Source organism: Phreatobacter sp. AB_2022a (assembly GCF_026847585.1).
Classification (GTDB): domain Bacteria; phylum Pseudomonadota; class Alphaproteobacteria; order Rhizobiales; family Phreatobacteraceae; genus Phreatobacter.
Window position 1 is genome coordinate 166,529 of sequence record NZ_JAPSET010000001.1, and the last position, 19,851, is coordinate 186,379.

General features: G+C 66.9%; 19 protein-coding genes. 6 read left to right on the forward strand and 13 right to left on the reverse strand.

The genetic code is table 11. The annotated features are described in order from the left end of the window. Positions 1–136: 136 nt before the first annotated feature. The 4 genes from OZ671_RS00785 to OZ671_RS00800 form a co-directional block, all read right to left on the reverse strand. Entirely contained in the window at positions 137–598 is a 462-nt protein-coding gene (locus tag OZ671_RS00785) for a group III truncated hemoglobin (protein ID WP_268858928.1), read from the reverse strand. Beyond that, on the reverse strand, positions 595–1,059 hold the full coding sequence (locus OZ671_RS00790; RefSeq protein ID WP_268858929.1) for an Rrf2 family transcriptional regulator: 465 nt from the start codon (positions 1,057–1,059) through the stop codon (positions 595–597). The genes OZ671_RS00785 and OZ671_RS00790 overlap by 4 nt, the downstream gene beginning before the upstream one ends. Then, on the reverse strand, positions 1,059–1,412 hold the full coding sequence (locus OZ671_RS00795) for a DUF488 domain-containing protein (RefSeq protein ID WP_268858930.1): 354 nt from the start codon (positions 1,410–1,412) through the stop codon (positions 1,059–1,061). Before OZ671_RS00795 ends, OZ671_RS00790 begins: the two co-directional genes overlap by 1 nt. A gap of 147 nt (positions 1,413–1,559) precedes the next feature. Next, entirely contained in the window at positions 1,560–2,819 is a 1,260-nt protein-coding gene (locus OZ671_RS00800) for a rhamnan synthesis F family protein (RefSeq protein ID WP_268858931.1), read from the reverse strand. Positions 2,820–2,934: 115 nt separating this feature from the next. Here OZ671_RS00800 and OZ671_RS00805 point away from each other — a divergent pair, with 115 nt between their 5' ends. Further along, positions 2,935–4,554 carry a class I SAM-dependent methyltransferase gene (locus OZ671_RS00805; RefSeq protein ID WP_268858932.1) on the forward strand — a complete coding sequence of 540 codons (1,620 nt, stop codon included), beginning with the start codon at positions 2,935–2,937 and terminating at the stop codon, positions 4,552–4,554. Positions 4,555–4,558: 4 nt separating this feature from the next. Here OZ671_RS00805 and OZ671_RS00810 read toward each other — a convergent pair whose 3' ends face one another. From OZ671_RS00810 to OZ671_RS00835, 6 genes are all read right to left on the reverse strand, one after another. Continuing rightward, positions 4,559–5,518 carry a class I SAM-dependent methyltransferase gene (locus tag OZ671_RS00810; RefSeq protein ID WP_268858933.1) on the reverse strand — a complete coding sequence of 320 codons (960 nt, stop codon included), beginning with the start codon at positions 5,516–5,518 and terminating at the stop codon, positions 4,559–4,561. A gap of 149 nt (positions 5,519–5,667) precedes the next feature. Continuing rightward, entirely contained in the window at positions 5,668–6,600 is a 933-nt protein-coding gene (locus tag OZ671_RS00815; RefSeq protein WP_268858934.1) for a rhamnan synthesis F family protein, read from the reverse strand. Beyond that, the gene (gene rfbD, locus OZ671_RS00820; protein ID WP_268858935.1) at positions 6,597–7,484 is read right to left on the reverse strand and encodes a dTDP-4-dehydrorhamnose reductase; all 888 of its coding nucleotides are present in this window, start codon (positions 7,482–7,484) and stop codon (positions 6,597–6,599) included. Before rfbD ends, OZ671_RS00815 begins: the two co-directional genes overlap by 4 nt. Positions 7,485–7,575: 91 nt before the next feature. After that, positions 7,576–8,631, reverse strand: coding sequence for a dTDP-glucose 4,6-dehydratase (rfbB, locus tag OZ671_RS00825; RefSeq protein ID WP_268858936.1), 1,056 nt, complete (start codon positions 8,629–8,631; stop codon positions 7,576–7,578). Further along, on the reverse strand, positions 8,628–9,203 hold the full coding sequence (gene rfbC, locus OZ671_RS00830; RefSeq protein WP_268858937.1) for a dTDP-4-dehydrorhamnose 3,5-epimerase: 576 nt from the start codon (positions 9,201–9,203) through the stop codon (positions 8,628–8,630). Before rfbC ends, rfbB begins: the two co-directional genes overlap by 4 nt. 208 nt (positions 9,204–9,411) lie before the next feature. After that, complete coding sequence (locus tag OZ671_RS00835; protein WP_268858938.1) at positions 9,412–10,107, reverse strand: glutathione S-transferase family protein; 696 nt, start codon at positions 10,105–10,107, stop codon at positions 9,412–9,414. 202 nt (positions 10,108–10,309) lie between these two features. Between OZ671_RS00835 and OZ671_RS00840 the strand changes: the two genes are divergently transcribed. Then, a complete protein-coding gene (locus OZ671_RS00840) occupies positions 10,310–11,230 on the forward strand; it encodes a LysR family transcriptional regulator (protein WP_268858939.1) in 921 nt (306 codons plus the stop codon). Here OZ671_RS00840 and OZ671_RS00845 read toward each other — a convergent pair. Then, positions 11,227–11,649 (reverse strand): PAS domain-containing protein, encoded by a 423-nt coding sequence (locus OZ671_RS00845; protein WP_442957041.1) that lies wholly within the window; start codon positions 11,647–11,649, stop codon positions 11,227–11,229. The genes OZ671_RS00840 and OZ671_RS00845 overlap by 4 nt on opposite strands. 250 nt (positions 11,650–11,899) lie before the next feature. Here OZ671_RS00845 and OZ671_RS00850 point away from each other — a divergent pair, with 250 nt between their 5' ends. The 4 genes from OZ671_RS00850 to OZ671_RS00865 all read left to right on the forward strand — a co-directional run bounded on the left by OZ671_RS00850 (position 11,900) and on the right by OZ671_RS00865 (position 18,731). Continuing rightward, a complete protein-coding gene (locus OZ671_RS00850) occupies positions 11,900–12,574 on the forward strand; it encodes a response regulator transcription factor (RefSeq protein WP_268859063.1) in 675 nt (224 codons plus the stop codon). A 185-nt stretch (positions 12,575–12,759) separates the two neighbouring features. Continuing rightward, positions 12,760–14,031: an efflux RND transporter periplasmic adaptor subunit gene (locus OZ671_RS00855; protein ID WP_268858940.1), complete on the forward strand. Its 1,272-nt coding sequence runs from the start codon at positions 12,760–12,762 to the stop codon at positions 14,029–14,031. 32 nt (positions 14,032–14,063) lie between these two features. Next, complete coding sequence (locus OZ671_RS00860) at positions 14,064–17,213, forward strand: efflux RND transporter permease subunit (protein WP_268858941.1); 3,150 nt, start codon at positions 14,064–14,066, stop codon at positions 17,211–17,213. Positions 17,214–17,390: 177 nt separating this feature from the next. After that, positions 17,391–18,731 (forward strand): acetyl-CoA hydrolase/transferase family protein, encoded by a 1,341-nt coding sequence (locus tag OZ671_RS00865; RefSeq protein WP_268858942.1) that lies wholly within the window; start codon positions 17,391–17,393, stop codon positions 18,729–18,731. Between the two features lie 15 nt (positions 18,732–18,746). Here the strand turns inward: OZ671_RS00865 and OZ671_RS00870 are convergent, their stop codons facing one another. Both OZ671_RS00870 and OZ671_RS00875 read right to left on the reverse strand, forming a co-directional pair. Continuing rightward, on the reverse strand, positions 18,747–19,133 hold the full coding sequence (locus OZ671_RS00870; protein ID WP_268858943.1) for an OsmC family protein: 387 nt from the start codon (positions 19,131–19,133) through the stop codon (positions 18,747–18,749). A 30-nt stretch (positions 19,134–19,163) separates the two neighbouring features. Then, positions 19,164–19,739, reverse strand: coding sequence for a helix-turn-helix domain-containing protein (locus tag OZ671_RS00875; protein ID WP_268858944.1), 576 nt, complete (start codon positions 19,737–19,739; stop codon positions 19,164–19,166). Positions 19,740–19,851 lie beyond the last annotated feature (112 nt).

Below are 19,851 nucleotides of genomic sequence, written 5' to 3' on the forward strand. Positions count from 1 at the left end.
CGCATTGCCGGCCCGCAGCCGGGCCGAAACGCGTTTCCGATCCAGGACACTAGAGCCCCGCGCCAATCGTCGGAAGAGGGCAGATCCGTATGCCGATCACGATGGCGCCAGCCGCCGCGTGATCGGCGGGCCGCCGTCAGGCGCGGCGCCGGAAGCGCTCGCCGCGGGCCAGCATCACGCCGTGAGCACCGGCTATGCCGAGCTCGAGGCTTTCGGCGATGCGCTGCGCGCGCTCGACGAAATATGCGGCGGCCTTTGGCGGGCAGAGCTCCTGCGCGGTCGCCGCGAACAGGGCGAGCCACCGGTCGAAATGCGCCGCGTCGACCGGCAGCGGCAGGTGCTTGCGCATCGGCTGGCCGTGATAGCGCCCGGTCATCAGCGCGACCGACGACCAGAAGGCGAACATCTGGGCAAGATGCGGTTCCCAGTCGGTGATGCGCGCGGCAAAGACCGGCCCGAGCAGGTCATCGGCGCGCACGCGGTCGTAGAAGCCGCGCACCAGCCGCTCGATCATCGCTTCGTCGATGCCGGTTTCGGCCTGGATCGCGGCGGTCGCGGCGGCGCGGCGCTCCGCGGCCGAAGGTTCTGGTGTCGTCATGCCCTGGCCTCGACGGCGGCGCGCGCGCCGAGCAGGTGGCGCATCCGCAGGAGTGCCCCCGGATTGCCAATGAGATCGGCGAGGGTATGGCGGTCGAGCACGGCGAAGAAGGCACGCAAGGCCTCCTCCAGAGGGCCGCGCAGACCACAGGCCGGGCTGACGACACAGTCGCCGCGCTCGCCGTCGAAACACTCGACCAGCGCGAAACTGTCCTCGGTCGCGCGGACCACGGCGCCGAGATTGATGCGCGCGGCCGGTCGGCCGAGTCGCAGCCCGCCGCGGCGGCCGCGGATGCTGTGAACGAAGCCGGCCTCGGCCAGGGTCTGAACGACCTTCGTCAGGTGGTTTTGCGAGATGGCGTAGCGGCGCGCGACGTCGGCGATGCGGTGCAGGCCGTCCGGTTCGGCGGCGAGCAGCATGAGCAGGCGCAGCGCATAGTCCGTGTGCAGGGTCAGGCGCATCAGCCGTCCTCGTCGAGCAGTTCGGCCAGCACGACCGCGTTGTTGTGCTCCTCGTCATGGGCGCCGTAGACGAGCGTGACCACACCTTCCCGCAGCATCGCCCTGAGCACCGCGACCGGCTCGGGATTGGCCGTCAGCTCGCGCCGGTAGCGCGCGCGAAATTCGGGCCAGCGGGCCGGATCGTGGCCGAACCATTTGCGCAGCCCGGCGCTCGGCGCGACATCCTTCGACCAGGAGGCGAGCGCGGCCGCCTTGCGGCTGACGCCACGCGGCCAGACGCGGTCGACAAGGACGCGCGCGCCGTCTTCGAGCGCGGGCGGTACATAGACACGCTTGATCCTCGGCTTTGCCATGATCGGGCCTGCTGGCAGAAACGATCCGCAAAAGAGGTATTTCATATACCTCTTTTCTGCGAGCGTGCCAACCATCGCCGATGCGGCGGTTCAGGGCGGCGGCTGGCAGGGCACCGGCCCGCCGCGTTCGGCGATCCGTCGGAAAGGTCAGATGAGGCCGTGCTTCAGCAGGAAGCGCCTGAAACCGTGCACATTGAGCGGGCGGCCCCTGTTGACCAGTTCACGCATGATCGCGGCGCGTGCGTCAGCCGGCAGCCGTTCCAGGATCATCGTGCAGTCATGTTCGAGATAGATGGCCCGCGCCAGAAGGTCCTTCTTGATGAGGGGAGCATCGAGGACCCGATGAAACAGGCCGAAGCCCAGATGAATCTGGCTGCCCTGGGTGACTTCCATCATCAGGCGGTCGACCAGGGCATCGCAGGCCAGCCGTTCCGCCACCGTGTCGCCCGTGACGCTCTCCGTCCTGGCCGCACGTGCCGCCTTCCTCCGCGCCGCATAGGCGGCAATCGTCGGGGTCCCTGTCGAAGGCGCTATCTCGCTTTCTTCGCGCCGGCCAAGGATGTCAGAAAGTGACTGGGCCGCGACCGAGCGCGTCATCAGTGCGTCGAGCGGTTGCAGCCGGAACGCCGGCCGTGTGTAGCGTATCAGCTCGGTGAGGCGGGGCAGGTCGAGCGCATACAGGGCCTCGGCGAGGCGCTCGGCCGAATAGACAACATCGAGACTGTAGCCACAGCGTTTCAGGACGCGCGACAGTGCGATTTCGCCGTTCTTGATGGCGTAGGGCCGGATGTCGTAGGGCCGGTAACGCTCCCAGAACTTCTGAAACTGATGATTGCAGAAGACGTTTCCAGAGATGGAAAAGACGTAAGAACCGACATGGTGCTCGAACTCGTGATTCTCGAAGCTTCCGACGACATCATGGCGGCTGTCGGACAGGGACCTGACCAGATGTTCGAGCGCCTTGCCCTTAATATAGGCCACGCTGTCGTTGCAGTATAGAATCCGACCTGGCTTCAATCCCTCGCGATGCAGGTGCAGGGTTGCGGCCCTGTATCCGCCGAAATCTCGTCCGATGTTTTCGCGAACGAGAAGACGATGGGCGTATTGCTTGAGGGTCGATCTGAGGTCGTCGGAGATGTTCCCGTTGACGACAGCGATGATATTGACCTTGTGTGCCTGCAATGTGCTTAAAAGGTCGCGGAAATCGTCGCCCAGAGTGAAGCCGCCATATTTGAGGACAATGGCGTAGACATCGCCGTCGGCTGGCCGGATGATTTCATCCGCGCTGAAGACTGGCGTCGCATCACGTAAAACGCTGGGCGTTTGAACCACCTTTAAAGCAAAACAGAAAGAATGATAAACGATCCGATCGGCAATGGGCTTCAGGCGGCGAAGAAAACTGCCCATATCTCGTTTTTTCTCCAGCGCAGCGCTTGATCTGCGATCGGCCCTTGAGCGAGGAATCGGTAGCGTCCGCCGATGGCGGATCCGCTCTCTCTAGCACCCGCTCCGGGGCCGGGCCATGGATTTTCGACAACTTATTCGCGAAACGGTCGGCAAGTCGGATCGGGGCATCGAACTCGGTGCGTCCTATGCGCCGATCCTGCCCAAGGCCCAGGGCTACGGTGTCCTGGTCGTCGATCACGCGGACCAGGAGGCCCTGCGCACGAAATATCGCCCGCATGGCGTCGATGTGGACCGGATCGAGCCCGTCGATGCCATCGACGATGGCGGTGAGTTCACCGACCTGCTCGATGACGGCCAACGCTTCGACTACATCGTCGCGAGCCATGTCTTCGAACACCTGCCCGATCCCATCCATTTCCTGCAGCGTTGCGAAAGGGCGCTGAAGGACACCGGCCGGCTCATTCTGCTCATTCCCGATCGCCGTTTCTGTTTCGACTATCTGAGGCCGGTCAGCACCGCCGGGCAGATGTTGCGCGCATTCCTTGCAGGGCAGCGGCGGCACGATCCCGGCGCGCTCTACGATCACTACGGGATGAACGCCACCCGCGATGGGGTGCAGGTCTGGGCCGGTCCCGACGCCGGCAACTTCGCCTTTGCCGGCACGCCGGCTGCAGGCTACGCCTTCGCCGTTCAAAATGCCGCCGACTATGTCGATTGCCATGCCTGGGTGTTCACACCGTCGAGCTGCCGGCTGATCTTCAGCGACCTCCGTGCGCTTGGCCTCATCGCGATGGGCGAAGCCTTCTTTCATCCGACGATCGGCTGCGAGTTCATGGTGGTGCTGCAGCGCTCAGCGTCGGGCGAGGTGCCGGAGCGCTCCGAGCTCGCCCGCTGCGCCCTGCTGGAGGCTGCCGAGGGCGGCGTGCATGTGCGCCCGCAACCGATGGCGGCGGCGCATGATGCCGGCGCGCCGAAATATGTCCGCGGCGCGCCCCGGCCGCAGGCCATGGTCGACCTTTTTGCGGGATCCTGGGTCGGCGCCCTGCCGCCGTCGGTCGGCGTCAGCGCCGGCGCGACGGAGCTTTACGACGATCACCGGATCAAATGGCTGATTGCCGAAATGGGCGGCGTGGAAGGCCTCGACGTCCTGGAGCTCGGGCCGCTCGAAGCAAGCCACACCGCGATGCTGCTGCAGGCCGGCGCAAACGGCGTGCTGGGGGTGGAGGCGAACCGCGATGCCTTCCTCCGCTGCCTCGTCGTCAAGGAACTGCGCGGGCTGCGCGATGCGTCGTTCCTGCTGGGCGATTTTGTCGGCTTCCTCGAGGAGGATGGCCGGCATTGGCCGCTGATCGTTGCCAGCGGCGTGCTCTATCACGCTCTCGACCCGCTGCGGCTGCTCGATCTGCTGGCGGCGCGCACCGACGCCCTGTTCCTCTGGACCCATGTCGTGGACGATGCGGCGATGCCGGCAGGCGATCCGCGCCGCGCCCTGATCGTACGGACGGAGGAACGGGAGTGGCGGGGCCGTCGCGTTCCCCTTCATGTCAGGCCCTACACAGGCACGGCCGACCCGAAATTCTGCGGCGGACCCGACACAGAGCCGCGCTGGATGGCGCGCGCCGACCTGCTGCAGGCTCTCGCGACGCTCGGCTTCGATGATCTCGCGATGGGCCCTGTCGATCCCGACCATCCGGCCGGGCCGGCCCTGACCATCTTCGCGCGCCGCAGGCGTTGAGCGATCAGAATGGATAGACGTCGTCGGCGATCTCGTCTGCCTCGACGGGCCAGTCCAGCTTGGTATCGGCGACCTTGCGAAAGATGACCGTCGACATCAGGGCGGTCGTGTGAATTTCGCCGAAGACGCTGCCACCGGTCAGGTTGCGGGCTACGACATAGGCGGTGGCGCCATGATCGGCTTCGACGATCTCAAAGCCGGTTGCGCGGTTGAACAGCGCCTTCCAGGCGTGTTTCGAAAAGCGGAAGTAGTCGCAGGGTTCCTCGTGCAGCGGCCAGGTCTGCGGCGCCATGATGAGACCGAGAGCGCCGACGCGGAGCAGCCGGTTGATCTCGATCACCGCTTTCCAGGGCATCAGCAGGTGCTCGAAGACCACGATCGACATCACCGCGTCGAAGCTGTTCCACGGCAGGAAGCGGCTCGCATGGTGGGCGTCGCCAACGATGTCGACATTCGGGCCGTCCATGATGTCGAAGCCGGTATAACGCCAGTCCGGCGGCAGCATCGACTTGTAGATCATGCCGGTCCTGGCGCGGGAGCCGACTTCCAGAAAGTGGCCCGGAGGACGCCGCGCAAGCTGCGCGAAGAAGCGATTCAGGATGTCGTAGGACGGATCGCTCCGGTCTTTGGCCGCCGGCTGAATCGCCTGGGTTCCGCCATCGGCGAAGCTCGCGACGAGCTGGGCGCCGAGAATCGGCTGGGGATCGTGTCCGACGTGGTAGGCCTGGTCGAAGCGGCAGGCCGCGGCATGGCGGCCATGGATGCGCGCGAGATCGGGGCTGGGCAGGCCGGACTGCGTGACCGGCAGGTCCCGGCCGTCGGCGAGCCGGAGCACGAGGCTCGTGATCGGCTGGCCGCGGCTGAATGCATGGCCGGCCATATGCAGGACGCCATGGAAGAACGAATAGCGATCGATGGCCGCGACCAGATCCGTGCCGGCGGCCTGGGGCGAAAGGAGCAGCACGGTCATACCTCGGCCGCAGGGGTTTCGATCAGGCCGTGGATGGGCCCGCGCGGCAAGCCGTCACGACTTGTCGCTGCATCGAATGCCTAACCGATACCAGTGCGGGAAACAATGTGGGGCCGCTACCCGGCAACCCACCGTCATGGGCGCTAGCGTGTCGCGACCAGTCGGAACAGCCGCCGCGCCAGCCGCCAGAGCGGATAGGGCAGGCGTGCCGATGCGTGATGCGCGGCAACGAGCAGCCAGCGATGCCGGCGCAGCAGGGCTGAGACCGGGCTGGTGAAAGGATTGTCCTTGATGGCCTCGGCCCGTGCTATTGCGGCAAGATCGGCCCTGTCAGGCAATGGCACGGCGCCTTCGCCCAGCACACGCAGAACCGGCACGGCATCCATCGACGCGGCGACGAAGCCGGCATGTTCGACCGCGGCGGCAAACAGGCGTTCGGCGGCATGCGCGGCGGTGCCGTCGGTCTGGCGGCGCTCCGCTTCGAACAGGTCGTCGAGATCGCGAAAGCGCGTGAGGGCCGCGCGGCGGAACCAGAACATCGTGCCCGCGGCGAAGAAGAGCTTCTCGATCGCGGCAAGGTCGCCGCTCAGGCCGATCCGCGGCGCGAGCGCCGCCAGAGCGGGGCCATTGAGGCCGATGCGCCGGTCGAGCGGCAGGAGATGGGCGGCCGGCGCCATCAGCCCGAGCACCGGCAGGCGTTCCATCAGGGCGAGAGCATCCGGGCTGCCGCTGCCGGCAAGCAGCGACCGGATCAGGAAGCGCCGCCAGTCGTCGCCTGAATCATGATGCTCCGAATGTTTGGTGTGCAGCTTCAGGCCGATGTCGAAGGTCAGGTCGAGCCGATTCAGGGCGATGAGAAAGGGCAGGACATCGCGGCCGCGGTTTTCGACCTGGATCTCGTGGACGAAGCAGAGATGGGGCGTCTGCGGCCGCACGAGCGACGTCGTCGCGCAGGACGCCGTGAGCACCAGCCCGAACGGCCGGTCGAAGGCGACGGCGAGGTCTGCCGCCATCTCCCGCCAGATGTCAGGATAGTGGACGTGAACGAAGACGACGGGTGGAAGCGGTAGGGTCACGGCGCGGCCTTGTCCAGAACGTCGAGGCAGCGGGCGACGCCACTCGTCCAGTGTGGCAGGACATGACCGAACGTCGTGTGGAAACGACCGGCATCGAGGCGGGAATTGGCTGGCCGGCGGGCCGGGGTGGGATAATCGGCCGTCGCGATCGGCTCGACATGCGCCGACGGGCCCCCGCGTGCGGCCGACTGGCGAAAGATTTCGGTCGCGAAACCGGCCCAGCTCGTCTCGCCGGTGCCGGCGACATGGAACAGGCCGCGCCAGTTTTCGGCCTTCGGCGCGGCCGTCACCGCGCGGGCGGCAATGAGAATGGCTTCGGCAAGGTCGCCGGCGTGGGTTGGCGTTCCCCGCTGGTCCGCGACGACCCGCAGGCTGTCGCGCTCGCCGGCGAGACGCAGCATGGTCGTCAGGAAATTCGTCCCGTGGGGGCCATAGACCCAGGCGGTCCGCAGAATGGCATGAGCGGGGTTGGCCGCCGCAACAGCAAGTTCGCCGACATGCTTCGACCGGCCATAGACGTTGAGCGGCGCGACCGGGTCGGTCTCGCGATAGGCGTCGTCCTTGTCGCCCGCGAAGACGTAGTCGGTCGACAGGTGGAGGACCGGCAGGCCGGCGGCCTCGGCCGCCGCCGCGACATGGCCGGCGCCCTCGGCATTGATCGCAAAGGCGAGGACGCTGTCGCTTTCCGCTTTGTCGACGGCCGTGTAGGCGGCGGCGTTCACGACGATATCGGGCCGGTTGCGGGCGATCGCCCGGTCGAGCGAGATCCTGTCGCGGATGTCGACGTCCGGCCGGCCGAGCGCCACGATCGTGACGTCCGGTCGGATGAGGCCGGCGAGGGCCTGCGCAATCTGGCCCTGGCGGCCTGTGACCAGCAGCTTCACCCCAGCAGCACTCCGCTCCATGGTGGTCCGAATTCCGGCCTGCACGCGATGCACTGCCGGCCCGATCCCGGGGCCTCGCCCGGCGCGGCGGTCACGAGGCCAGGCCGAGCCGCTGGCCAGCATAGTGTCCGTCGCGGATCGGCCGCCACCAGGCCTCGTTGTCGATGTACCAGCGCACGGTCTTTTCGAGGCCGCTCTCGAAGCTTTCCCGCACGCGCCAGCCGAGCTCGGTCGCGAGCCGCGTCGTATCGACCGCATAGCGCAAGTCATGGCCCGGCCGATCGGCGACGAAGCCGATCAGCCGGCGACGGCTGCCAGCGCCATCAGGCATCAGGCGGTCGAGATGGTCGCAGATCGTCTCGACGACGCTCAGGTTGGAGCGCTCGCTGCGGCCGCCGACATTGTAGCTGCGTCCCGGTTCCCCCCGCGTCGCGATCAGGATCAGTGCGCGCACGTGATCCTCGACGTGCAGCCAGTCGCGCACATTGGCGCCGCGGCCGTAGACCGGCAGTTGCGCCCCCGCAAGCCCATTGAGGATGACCAGCGGGATCAGCTTTTCGGGAAACTGGAAAGGCCCGTAAGTGTTGGAGGCGTTGGAGACGATGACCGGCAGGCCATAGGTGCGCTGCCAGGCCATGGCGAGATGGTCGGCCGCCGCCTTGGAGGCGGAATAGGGCGAGGACGGCGCGTAGGGGCTCCGCTCCGAAAACGGCGATCCGTCGAATGGCAGGTCGCCATAGACCTCGTCGGTCGAGACATGGTGGAACCGGAACCGTTCCCTGCGGCCCGCCGGCAGTGCGCTCCAATAGCCACGCGCCGCTTCCAGAAGCTGGTAGGTGCCGACGATATTGGTCGCGATGAACGCGCCGGCATGGTCGATCGAGCGGTCGACATGGCTTTCCGCGGCAAGGTTCATGACGATGTCGATCCGTTCCGCGACGAGGAGATCCGCCACCAGGGCGTGATCGGCGATGTCGCCGCGCACGAAACGATAGCGCGGATCGGACTCGACGGCCGCGAGCGCGCCGGGGGCGGCGGCATAAGTGAGCTTGTCGAGATTGATCACCCGGTGCTCCGTTTCCGCGATCAGATGGCGGCAGAGCGCGGAACCGATGAAACCCGCTCCTCCCGTGACGAGAATGTTCATGGCGCCGTCCCGGCAAAGGAGAACGGCGTGCCCGTCGCGGCGAAGCCGGGAGCGGCCTCGTCCTTGGCCGACAGCTGCGGCTTCGTCCCGTCGAGCGGCCAGGCGATGCCGAAGGCCGGATCGTCGTAGCGGATCGTCCGGTCGTGCGCCGCCGAATAGGGGGCGGAGACCTTGTAGAAGATCTCGGTGTCCGGCTCGAGCGTCAGGATGCCGTGGGCAAAGCCGATCGGAATGAGGATCTGGTTGAACGTTTCGGCCGAGAGTTCGAGGCTCACCCATCGGCCGAATGTCGGCGATCCCGCCCGGATGTCGACCGCGACATCGAAGGCGCGGCCGCGCAGAACGCGGACGAGCTTGGCCTGGGCGAAGGGCGGAGCCTGGTAGTGCAGGCCACGCAGGGTCAGCGGCGCCTGCGAGAAGGACTGGTTGTCCTGTACCCAGGTGCTGTCGATGCCGGCGGCGGCAAAGCGCGCCTGATTGAATGTCTCCGAGAAGAAGCCGCGCCCGTCGCCGATTCTCCGGGGCCTCAGCTCCAGCACGTCGGTGATGGGTAGATTGCGAACCTCGAGCATGCCGGCGCCGATCCCATTCTCCCCCAGAGGCCATCAACGTTCTGATCCGACTTTCCGATCCGTGCAACTCTTGGCTGCGTCGGACGAGAATTGTGCTGGCATCGAACAGGGCCTGCGCAGAATGCGAGGCCGATGACGTGAGGAAGCGCTAGGCGGATCGGTTGCGGAAGCCGGCTCGTTCCGGCTTCCGTCCGTTTGAACCTTGCGATCAGGCCGCAAGCTTCAGGATATGCGCGTCATGGACGACGAGGAAGTCGCGCAGCCTCGCGCCATAGTCGGCGCCGACCGCTGCCTTGACGCTGGTGCGCGCGGCCAGCGCACGGCGCCAGGCGGCAAGCTTTGGCTGGCCGGTGAGGATGGCCGTATCCGTGATCGTGTCGAACAGGTCGAAATAGCGGAAGATCGGCGCGAACACGGCGTCGACGAGGCTGAAGGCGGGGCCTGAAAAGAACGGCCCGGCGCCGAGCTGCTCTTCGACGCGTGCGAACTTGTCGCGCAGCGCGGCCGCCTTGACCTGATAGGCTGCGGCATCCCTGGCAGTCTCGAGACCCCAGAGATCGGCAAGGATCGACGAACCGAACTCCATCCAGCCCCGATGCCGCGCGCGCTCCAGGGCGTCGGCCGGGTGCAGGCGAGGACCGGGCTGGCTTTCCTCCAGATATTCACAGATGACGGCGCTCTCGAACAGCACCGTCTCGGCACCATGGTCGTCGCGGACGATCAGCAGCGGCACCTTGCCGAGCGGCGAGATCGCCTTGAACCAGCCCGGCTTGTTGGCGAGATCGATCATGCGCCGCTCGAAGGCGACCCCCTTTTCCGCGAGCGCGATCGCGGCCCGCTGGACATAGGGGCAGAGATGATGGCTGACGAGCACGAGCCGTGCCGTACCGGCGGTCGCCGTCATGCGGGCCTCCTCGATCCGGAGACCTGCGCGGCTCTGCCGCGCGGCGGTAAAGGGGAGCAGGTCGGCTGGCGGGGGATCATGCGGCACTCCTGGTAGTGTCATTGGATGCGGCCAATCTAGGTGCGGCGCGCCCGCAATGCTCGTTGGGTGATTGCCGGCAGCGCTTGCGCTGTTGCAATCGGTCGGATGATATGAACAGGCCATGGAAGACTGGAATGAACTGCGCCTCGTTCTCGCCGTGCAGCGCGCTGGAAGCCTGACGACCGCCGCGCAGGCGCTCGGCATCGACCATTCCACGGCCTTCCGCCGCCTGAAGGCGCTCGAAACCCGGCTTGGCGTCCGCCTGTTCGAGCGTCTTCCGGGCGGTGTCTACGCGCCGACCGCAGCAGGACAGCGCATGGCGCTGAGCGCCGAACGGATGGAGGACGAGGTCCTGGCGCTCGATCGCGATCTGTCCGGGCGCGATCACCGGCTGGCCGGCCGCCTGCGCGTCACCTGTTCGGAAACGCTTGCCTACAGCCGTCTGACCGGCCATCTCGCGGCCTTTCGCGCGGTCCATCCTGGCATCGTGGTCGAGCTCGTCATCGACAACCGCGTGCTGAGCCTGTCGCGCCGCGAGGCCGACATCGCCCTGCGGCCGATCCGGCCGAAGGAGGGCGACCTCTGGGGACGCAAGCTCGCCGACGTCGCCTGGGCGGTCTATGGGGCGCCGGCCTATCTCGACCGCGCGGCGGGCCGGCTCGGCGTTCCCGCCGATCTGTCCCTGCATGAGCTGGTCGGCTGGGAGGAGACTGCCACGGGCATCGGCGCGGCCGACTGGCTCGGCCGGACCGTGCCGGTGGAGGCCTTCGTCTATCGCACCAACAGCCTCGTCAATCAGTTCACCGCGGCCCGGGCCGGGATCGGTCTCGCGCTGCTGCCCTGCTACCTCGGCGACGCCGCGCCGGATCTCGTCCGGGCGCTGCCGGCGCCGATCGCCGATCTTGCCGGCGAGCTCTGGATCGTCACCCATGCCGACCTGAAGGCGACCGCGCGTGTGCGCGCCTTCTTCGACGAGGTTGGCGAGCGCCTGGCCCGCGAGCGCGAGCTGTTCGAGGGCCGCGCGGGGCGCGGCCGTGGTTAGCGTGGAGCCGCCGCGGCCTGCCGCAGCGCCTTGAGTTCGGCGAAGCGGGCCGTTGCGTCCCTCAGGATGGCCGCCGTCCCGGACGGGTTGCCGTTACGGTCGCGCAGCAGGACGATCGAGAATTCCACAGAAATTCGCCGTCCATCTCGCGTCATGGCCGGCACGGAGAGGAGATCTCCCGCACCGTACCGTGTCGTGCCGGTCGTCATGGTCTGCGCATAGCCCGCGCCGTGGCGGGCGCGCAGCGCCTCGGGGATGATCAGATCGAGCGGCTGGCCGACGGCCTCGGCGGCAGCGAAGCCGAAAATGCGCTCTGCTCCCGGATTCCAGAAGCGGATGACACCGTCCCGGTCGGCGGCCAGAATGGCATCGGTCGATTGGTTGAAGAGCGCTTCGGCGAGGCGGTCGAGGCCGTCCAACTCGTCCTCCTGTTCATGGATCGCGGCGGCCTCGATCGTCTCATTGGCCATCGCGGCGAGCAACCTCCGTCCCGCCGATGCCGCCTTGCGGGAAGGCCTGTCCTGCCAAGCCATGCAGTGGCGACGGGGCGTGCCGACGTCATCCGCCATGTCGTCATTGCTGTCGATTTGCCTGCGCGCGCCGTCAGGCCACCGCAAGGCACGAAGGTCCATAGCGATGGCGCCTGTGATCGGAGACGGGAGGCGGAGCTTGCGTGTTCTACTGATCGAGGATGAGCGGCGTATCGTTGCCGATGTCGGCCGGGCTCTGTCGCAGGCGGGATTCATCGTCGAAAGCTGTCTCGATGGCGAGAACGGCTGGTTTCGCGGCGCCCATGAAAATTTCGACGTCGTGGTGCTTGACCTCGGCTTGCCCAAGCTCGACGGACTGACCGTCCTGCGTCGCTGGCGCCGCGGCGCGCGAACCATGCCGGTCCTGTTGCTGACTGCCCGGGACGGCTGGCGCGAGAAGGTCGAGGGCATCGATGCGGGCGCCGACGACCATCTGTCCAAGCCCTTCCACATGGAGGAGTTGGTGGCGCGGGTGCGTGCCCTCGCGCGCCGCGCCAACGGCCATGCGTCGGCCGTATTGATCGCCGGCGGGCTGGAACTCGACACACGCAGCCGGTCGGTGACCTTGAACGGCCGAAACGTCCAGCTGACGCCGCTCGAATACCGGCTGCTCGCTTATCTGCTGCATCAGACCGGCCGGGTCGTGCCGCAAGGGGAAATTCGCGAACATATCTATCGCGAGGACCACGACAACGAATCGAACGCCATCGAGGTGCTGGTAGCGCGGCTGCGCCGCAAGTTCGACCATCCGGTGATCAGGACCGTGCGGGGGCACGGCTACATGGTCGAAGCTGACACCCGCGCGGCATTGTGACCGCGGCCGCTTCACGGCGCCAGTCTTTCAAGACCGTGACGGCGGGCGTCAGCACGACGCAACCGCAGGTCGACTAGAACGCGGGGCGAAGCGCGGTGCGGACCGTCTGCGACTCGTTGCCTGCGCGGCATCGGGCTGGAGACCGGTGCGATCCGCGCGCTGGTCCGCCTGCTCCAGGTTTCGTCATGATCATCCGGTCACCCTCGTCTTCCGCGGCGCGCGCCATGCTGGTCGTTGCGGCCGGCACAGCGGCCCTGGCCGTTCTCGCCGGCCTTGTCCTCGGTGGAGCGCCCGGGGCTGCATCGTGGCTGGAGCGGCTGGGCCTCGCGGCCGGCCCGGTCCGGGCGGCAACTGCACCGCCTCCGAGATCCGACGGTGCCATCGTGCTGTCGCCGAACGAGCGGCGCAGTCTTGTGATCGAGCCGGTCGGCATGCGCATGTTCCGGCCGCAGTTCGTCACCGAGGGCAAGATCGCCACCGACGAAGACCGCGCAACGCCCGTCCTCTCCCCTTATGCCGGCAAGGTCGTGCGCATTCTGGTCAAGCCCGGAGACGTCGTCGTGCCGGGGCAGGTGCTCTGCACGATCGAGGCAACCGACATGGTCGCGGCGCAGAACGACTATGTTGCGGCGGTCTCGGGCCTCGACAAGGCGCGTACCGCGGTCCGCCTTGCGGAGATCAACGAGCGGCGCCAGCGCGATCTCTACAACGGGCGTGCAGCGACGCTGCGCGATTTCGAGCAGGCTCAGGCCGACCTGAAAGGGGCACAGGCCGATGAGCGCGCCGCCGTCGCGGCCCTGCGGGCGGTCGAGAACCGCCTGCGCATCCTCGGCAAGGGCGAGGCCGATCTTGCCCAGCTGCGCGACCGCGGGACGATCAATTCCGAGACGCCGATCGTGGCGCCCATCGGCGGCCTCATCGCCCAACGCAAGGTCGGGCCCGGCCAGTTCGTCCAGGGTTCGGGCGGCGACGCCTTGTTTCTCGTCGACGATACGACGACCGTCTGGCTACAGGCTTTCGTGCGCGAGGGCGACAGCCCCGCCGTCGATGTCGGCGACGAAATGGAGTTCCGCGTTCTCGCTCGACCGGACCAGACCTTTCGGGCGACGATCAGCCATGTCAGCCCGCTGCTCGATCCGGCCACCCGCCGGATGGTGGTCCGGGCCTCCGTGCCCAATCCGCGCGGGCTTCTCAAGCGCGAAATGTTCGCCTCCGTCGTGATCTTCACCGAGCGGCCGACCGAATCGCCGGCCGTGCCGCGCCGGGCGGTGATCCGCCAGGGCGAGCGCGCCCATGTCTGGCGTCTCGACGATGCCGGACGGGCTGCGCTCCGCGAGGTCCGCACCGGGCTCGTGCAGGACGGCTTCGTGCAGATCACCGAAGGCCTCGCGGCCGGGGATCAGGTCGTCGTGCAGGGCAGCCTGTTCCTCGACCAGATGGCCGCCGACACGCGCTGACAGCGGTCCGATCGAGCCGCGGAGACACCACAGTGAATGCCCTCCTTTCCTTCGCGCTGGAGCGCCGTGTCCTGGTCGCCCTGGTCTTCGTGCTGGTGCTGGTCGGCGGCGGCGTGGCCTTTAGCCGCCTGAACATCGAGGCCTATCCGGATCCGGTGCCGCCGCTGGTGGATATCATCACCCAGTCCTCCGGCCTCTCCGCCGAGGAAATGGAGCGCTACATCACCATTCCCATCGAAAATCAGATGGCTGGCGTGCCGAACCTGAGAGTGATGCGCACCACGTCGGTCTTCGGCCTGTCCGACGTCAAGCTTCAGTTCACCTACGATTTCACCTACGATCAGGCCCTTCAGCAGGTCCTGAATCGGCTCGCCCAGCTTCCCGCGCTGCCGACCGGCGCGCAGCCGCAGATCTCGCCGGTGAGTCCGATCGGGGAGATCTTCCGCTATCGTGTGGTCGGGCCGCCCGGCTATGCGCTGACCGACCTCAGAACCATCCAGGACTGGATCCTGGCTCGGCGCTTCAAGGCGGTATCGGGCGTCATCGACGTCACCGGATGGGGCGGAACGACCAAGACCTACGAGGTGACGGTCGACTTTCAGAAATTGATCGCCTCCGGTCTGACGCTGACACAGGTGATGCAGGCGCTGCAGAACGCCAACATCAATGTCGGCGGCAACACGATCGAGATCGGTCCGCAGGCCGGCGTCGTGCGCGGCGTCGGCCTGATCCGCTCGATCGACGATATTGCCGGGACCTTGATCACCCAGTCCAACGGTACGCCGGTTCGTGTACGCGACATCGCCACCGTCTCGGTCGGCCACCTGCCACGGCTCGGCATTGCCGGCATGAACGATACCGACGACGTGGTGCAGGGCATCGTGCTGATGCGCCGCGGCGAAAAGAGCATGCCGACACTGCAGCGCGTGGAAGCCGAGGTTCAACGCATCAATGCCGGCGGCGTGCTGCCGCCCGGGGTCAAGATCGAGCGGCTCTACGACCGCAAGGAACTGATCGACATCACCACTCACACGGTGCTGCACAGCCTCGTCTTCGGCGTGCTCTTCGTGTTCCTGGTCCAATGGGTGTTCCTCGGCAATTTCCGCAGCGCCGTGGTGGTCGCGGCGACCATTCCCTTCGCGCTCTTCACGGCCGTCATCGTGATGGTGCTGATGGGCGAGTCGGCCAATCTCCTTTCCGTCGGCGCGCTCGATTTCGGCCTCATCGTCGACGCGACGGTCATCATGGTGGAAAACGTCTTCCGCCATCTCGCCGAACGCAGCGCCGGCCACGGCCGCTTCGACGCGGACGAGGCGGGCCGCGATGGTTTCATCGCCACGATCCTGGGCGCCGCCAGGGAGGTCATCGGGCCGATCTTCTTCTCGTCCGCGATCATCATCACCGGTTTTCTGCCGCTGTTCATGCTGAGCGGCGTCGAAGGCCACATCTTCTCGCCCATGGCCAAGACCTATGCCTATGCGCTGGCCGGCGGTCTGTTCGCGACCTTCACCGTGACGCCGGCGCTCTCCGCCATTCTCCTGAAAGGTCGACTCTCTGAAACAGAGACACTGGCAGTGCGCGTCATCCGGCGCATCTACGAGCCGTTGCTGGACTGGGCGATCCATCGCCGGGTCGTGGTGCTGGCTCTGGCCGCCTTCGTCCTTGCCGGCACGGGCCTTACGCTGCGCTCGCTCGGCCTCGAGTTCCTGCCGAAACTGGAGGAAGGCAATATGTGGGTGCGGGCGACGCTGCACCCGACCATTTCGCTGCAGGAGGGCAATGCCTACGTCAACCGGATGCGGCGCGTCATCGCCGAGTTCCCGGAAGTTCAGACGGCGATCTCGCAGCAGGGGCGGCCCGACGACGGCACCGATGTTGCCGGGTTCAACAATGCCGAGGTTTTCGTGCCGCTGAAGCCGCGCGAGGAATGGCGTCCGGGGCTGACCAAGGAACGGCTGATCGAGGAGATGAATGCGCGGCTCATCGAGGAACTGCCCGGAGTTGCGTTCAACTTCTCGCAATATCTCGAGGACAATGTCGCCGAGGCTGCGTCCGGCGTGAAGGGCGAGAATTCCATCAAGGTTTTCGGCAGTGATCTGGTGGCGCTGACGCGAACGGCCAACGCGATCCGTGACGCCATTCGCGATGTCCCGGGCATTCGCGACCTTGCCGTGTTCAATACGCTCGGCCAGCCGACAGTCGAGATCGAGGTCGATCGGGAAAAGGCCGGCCGGTTCGGCCTGCAGCCCGGCGACATCAACACGGCGATCAAGACGGCGATCGCCGGCGATACGCCGGGCGATCTCTACGAGCGTGGTTCCGACCGGCACTTCCCGATCATGGTGCGCCTCGCCGAGAAATACCGGGCGAGCCCCGAGGCGATCGGCGAGTTGCGCATCGGGGTCGCCGACGGCAATGGCGGCGTCGCGCAGATCCCGCTTCGGGAGGTCGCGACCGTCCGCCTCGTCGCAGGTCCGTCCTACATCTATCGGGAAGGCCAGCAGCGCTATGTGCCGATCAAGTTTTCGGTTCGCGGCCGCGATCTCGGCGGCACCGTGCTGGAAGCGCAGGCACGGGTGGCGGAACGGGTCAGCCTGCCGTTCGGCTCGCGTCTCGAATGGGTCGGCGAATTCGGCAATCTGCAGGACGCGGTCGCCCGCCTGCAGGTGATTGTGCCGATCACGCTGCTGCTCATCGGGCTCCTGCTCTACGCGCATTTTGCCTCGCTGACCGACACGCTCCTGGCGCTTAGCGTCATTCCCATGGCGCTGGTCGGCGGCATCCTGGCGCTGGCGCTGACCGGCACGCCATTTGGCGTATCCGCGGCCATCGGCTTCATCGCCCTGTTCGGCATCGCCGTCATGGAGGGCATATTGGTGATCGTCTACTACAATACGCTGATCGCCTGCGGCCGCCATCGTCTGGAGGCGATCGTCGAAGCCTGCAGGGTCAGGATGCGACCTGTACTGATGACTTGCGTCGCAGCCTGCGTCGGCCTCCTGCCGGCAGCGCTGTCCACGGGCATCGGCAGCCAGGTGCAGCGACCGCTCGCCTTCGTGGTGGTTGGAGGCATCGTGCTCGCACCGATGCTCATTCTTCTGGTTCTGCCGGTGCTGATCGTCACGTTCTCGCGCCGGCAGGCCGCGCAGACCGGGGCAGCCGCCATGGCCCCTGCCGAATAGCGAGGGGCTCGGCCGGACGGCGGCATAGCTCGCCGGCCAAATTCGCGTTAGTCTCCGCGAAAACGGATCGATGCCGGGTTCGACCTGTCGGTCGGCGCCGCCTGTCCGCTTTGGCCGTCACGGACGGTGGAGGCTGGCGGGCGAAGGCGAGGGTCCGATCGGCAGGAGAGGATACGCATGACGGCAGCTGTTTCGGCGAAGCGCGCAACCGCGATCACGGCGGCCGAGGCCGCGGCGCTGGTCAAGTCGGGCATGTGGCTCGACTATGGCTTCGGCATGGGCCAGCCGGATCTGTTCGACCGGGCGCTCGCCGCCCGGCGCGACGAGCTCAACGATGTCAAGATCCGCTCGGCCCTGACCATGAAGGCGCGCCCGACGCAGGACAGCGATCCGCAGGGCGCCCATTTCCACTGGTTCAGCTGGCATTTCTCGGGCTACGACCGGGCGCGGCACGACGAGGGCCGCTGCAACTACATCCCGATGAATTTCGGCGAGGCACCCGACTATTATCGCCGCTTCATCGAGCCCGTCGACATTGTCGTGCTCAAGACCTGTCCGATGGATGCCGACGGCGTGTTCAATTTCGGCGGCGCGGCTACCTATCAGCGCGCCACGGTCGAACGCGCCAGATGCGTCATCGTCGAGGTCAGCGAGACCATGCCCTATTGCCATGGGCCGGACAATGGCGTCCACGTCAGCGAGGTCGACTTCGTCATCCAGGGCGACGGCGAGCCGATCCCGGTGATCGGCAATCCCGCGCCGACCGATGTCGACCGCAAGGTGGCCGAGCAGATCGTCGGCGAGATCGCCCATGGCGCCTGTCTGCAGATCGGCATCGGCGGCATGCCCAATGCCGTCTGCGCAACGCTGAAGGACAGCGGCGTGCGCGACCTCGGCATCCACACGGAAATGATGAGCGACGGCATCATCTCGCTCTACGAGGCCGGCCTTGTCACCGGCGCGCGCAAGACGATCGATCGCGGCAAGATGGTCTATACCTTCGCCGCCGGTTCGCAGCGCCAGTACGAGGTGCTCAACCACAACAGCGAGGCGCTCTGCTACCCGGTCGACTACACCAACCTGCCGCACAACATCATGCAGAATGCCGGCGTCGTGTCGATCAACAACACGACGCAGATCGACCTGCAAGGGCAGGCGGCATCCGAGTCGGACGGCCACCGTCACCTCAGCGGCACGGGCGGCCAGTTGCAGTTCGTCCGCGGCGCCTATGCCTCCGAGGGCGGCAAGTCGTTCCTGTGCATGTCGTCGACCTATGACAAGCGCGGCGACCGGCGCAGCCGTATCGTGCTCAACCTGACGCCCGGCAATGTCGTCACCACGCCGCGGACCGACACGATGTATGTCGTCACCGAATTCGGCATGGTCAATCTGAAGGGCAAATCGGTCGCCGAGCGCGCCAAGGCGCTCATTTCCATCGCCCATCCGGATTTCCGCGAGGGATTGGAGCGCCAGGCGCGCGAACACGGCCTGATGCCGAAAGGGCTGACCCTGCGTTGACGGGGAACGCCCGGCTCAGTGCAGCTCGGTGCGGATGTCGATGCCGGGCTTGAGCACCAGCGTGACCGGCGTCTTCTCGGCGATCTCGGCGAGCCTTGCCTTCTGCTCGGGGGCGAGCGCTCCAGTGACCGTGATGGCGCGCTCGATATGGGCCTCGTCGACCGTCTTGATATAGCGCAGGTCGATGTCGACGGCCTCGAGCGGCCATTGCTTGCGTTCGGCATACATCTGCAGGGTGATGGCCGTGCAGGCGCCGAGCGACGAGAGCAGGAGGTCGAACGGCGCCGGCCCCGTATCGCCGCCGCACAACGCCTCCGGCTCGTCGGCTGTCAGCCTGTGGCCGCGGGCCTCGATGGCGACGGCATAGCGCTCCTTGCCGATATGGGCGTGGACATGGGCCATGAAGGGCTCTCCTCTTGGGTTTCGAGCGAGTCAGGCCGCGAGCGTCTGCACCAACCGCGCGAACGAGCCGTCGGCCAGCCGCATGCGGGTCCAGCGCATCCGGCTCGGTCTGATCGGCACGATCTCGGAATTGTTGGCACCGGTGACGATCTCGACCGCGGGCGCGAGCGGCTCGAACCAACGGGCCTCGGCGAGCCGCGCCTCGGCCGCGACGATCTCCGGACTGGCAAAACGCCAGAGCGATGTGCCGGTGAGCTCGTCCCTGCCAACCGACCAGGCGGCCGCGCGGGCAGGGGAGGCCGCGAGCAGCCTGTGGGTCGCGTCGCAGACGAGATGCACCGCGTCGCGGGAGTGCCGTACGAGTTCGGCCAGCGCTGCGTCCGCCGCGCCATCCAGGCGGGCGGCCATGAGCGCGGCCAGGCGTTCGGCCTGCCGGCCGACGGGCTCCTGGCTTCCGCTCTCCCAGCGTGAAATCGTCGCCTGCGAGACATCGAGCAGCTCGGCGGCATGGCTCTGCTTCATGCGCCTGAGCAGCCGCCACGTCTTCAGCGCCGGACCGAGCCGCGGCGCGAGCGGCGCCGCCGGCAGGGCCTCCTCAACTGTCACTTGATCGCTCATCATCGAGATCCCGTTCGTCCGGTCACCCGCTCGCATCATTTATACGTGGCAAGGCTGCTCCGCCATGGTGATAACGCGCGGATTCGACCAAGCGGGGAAC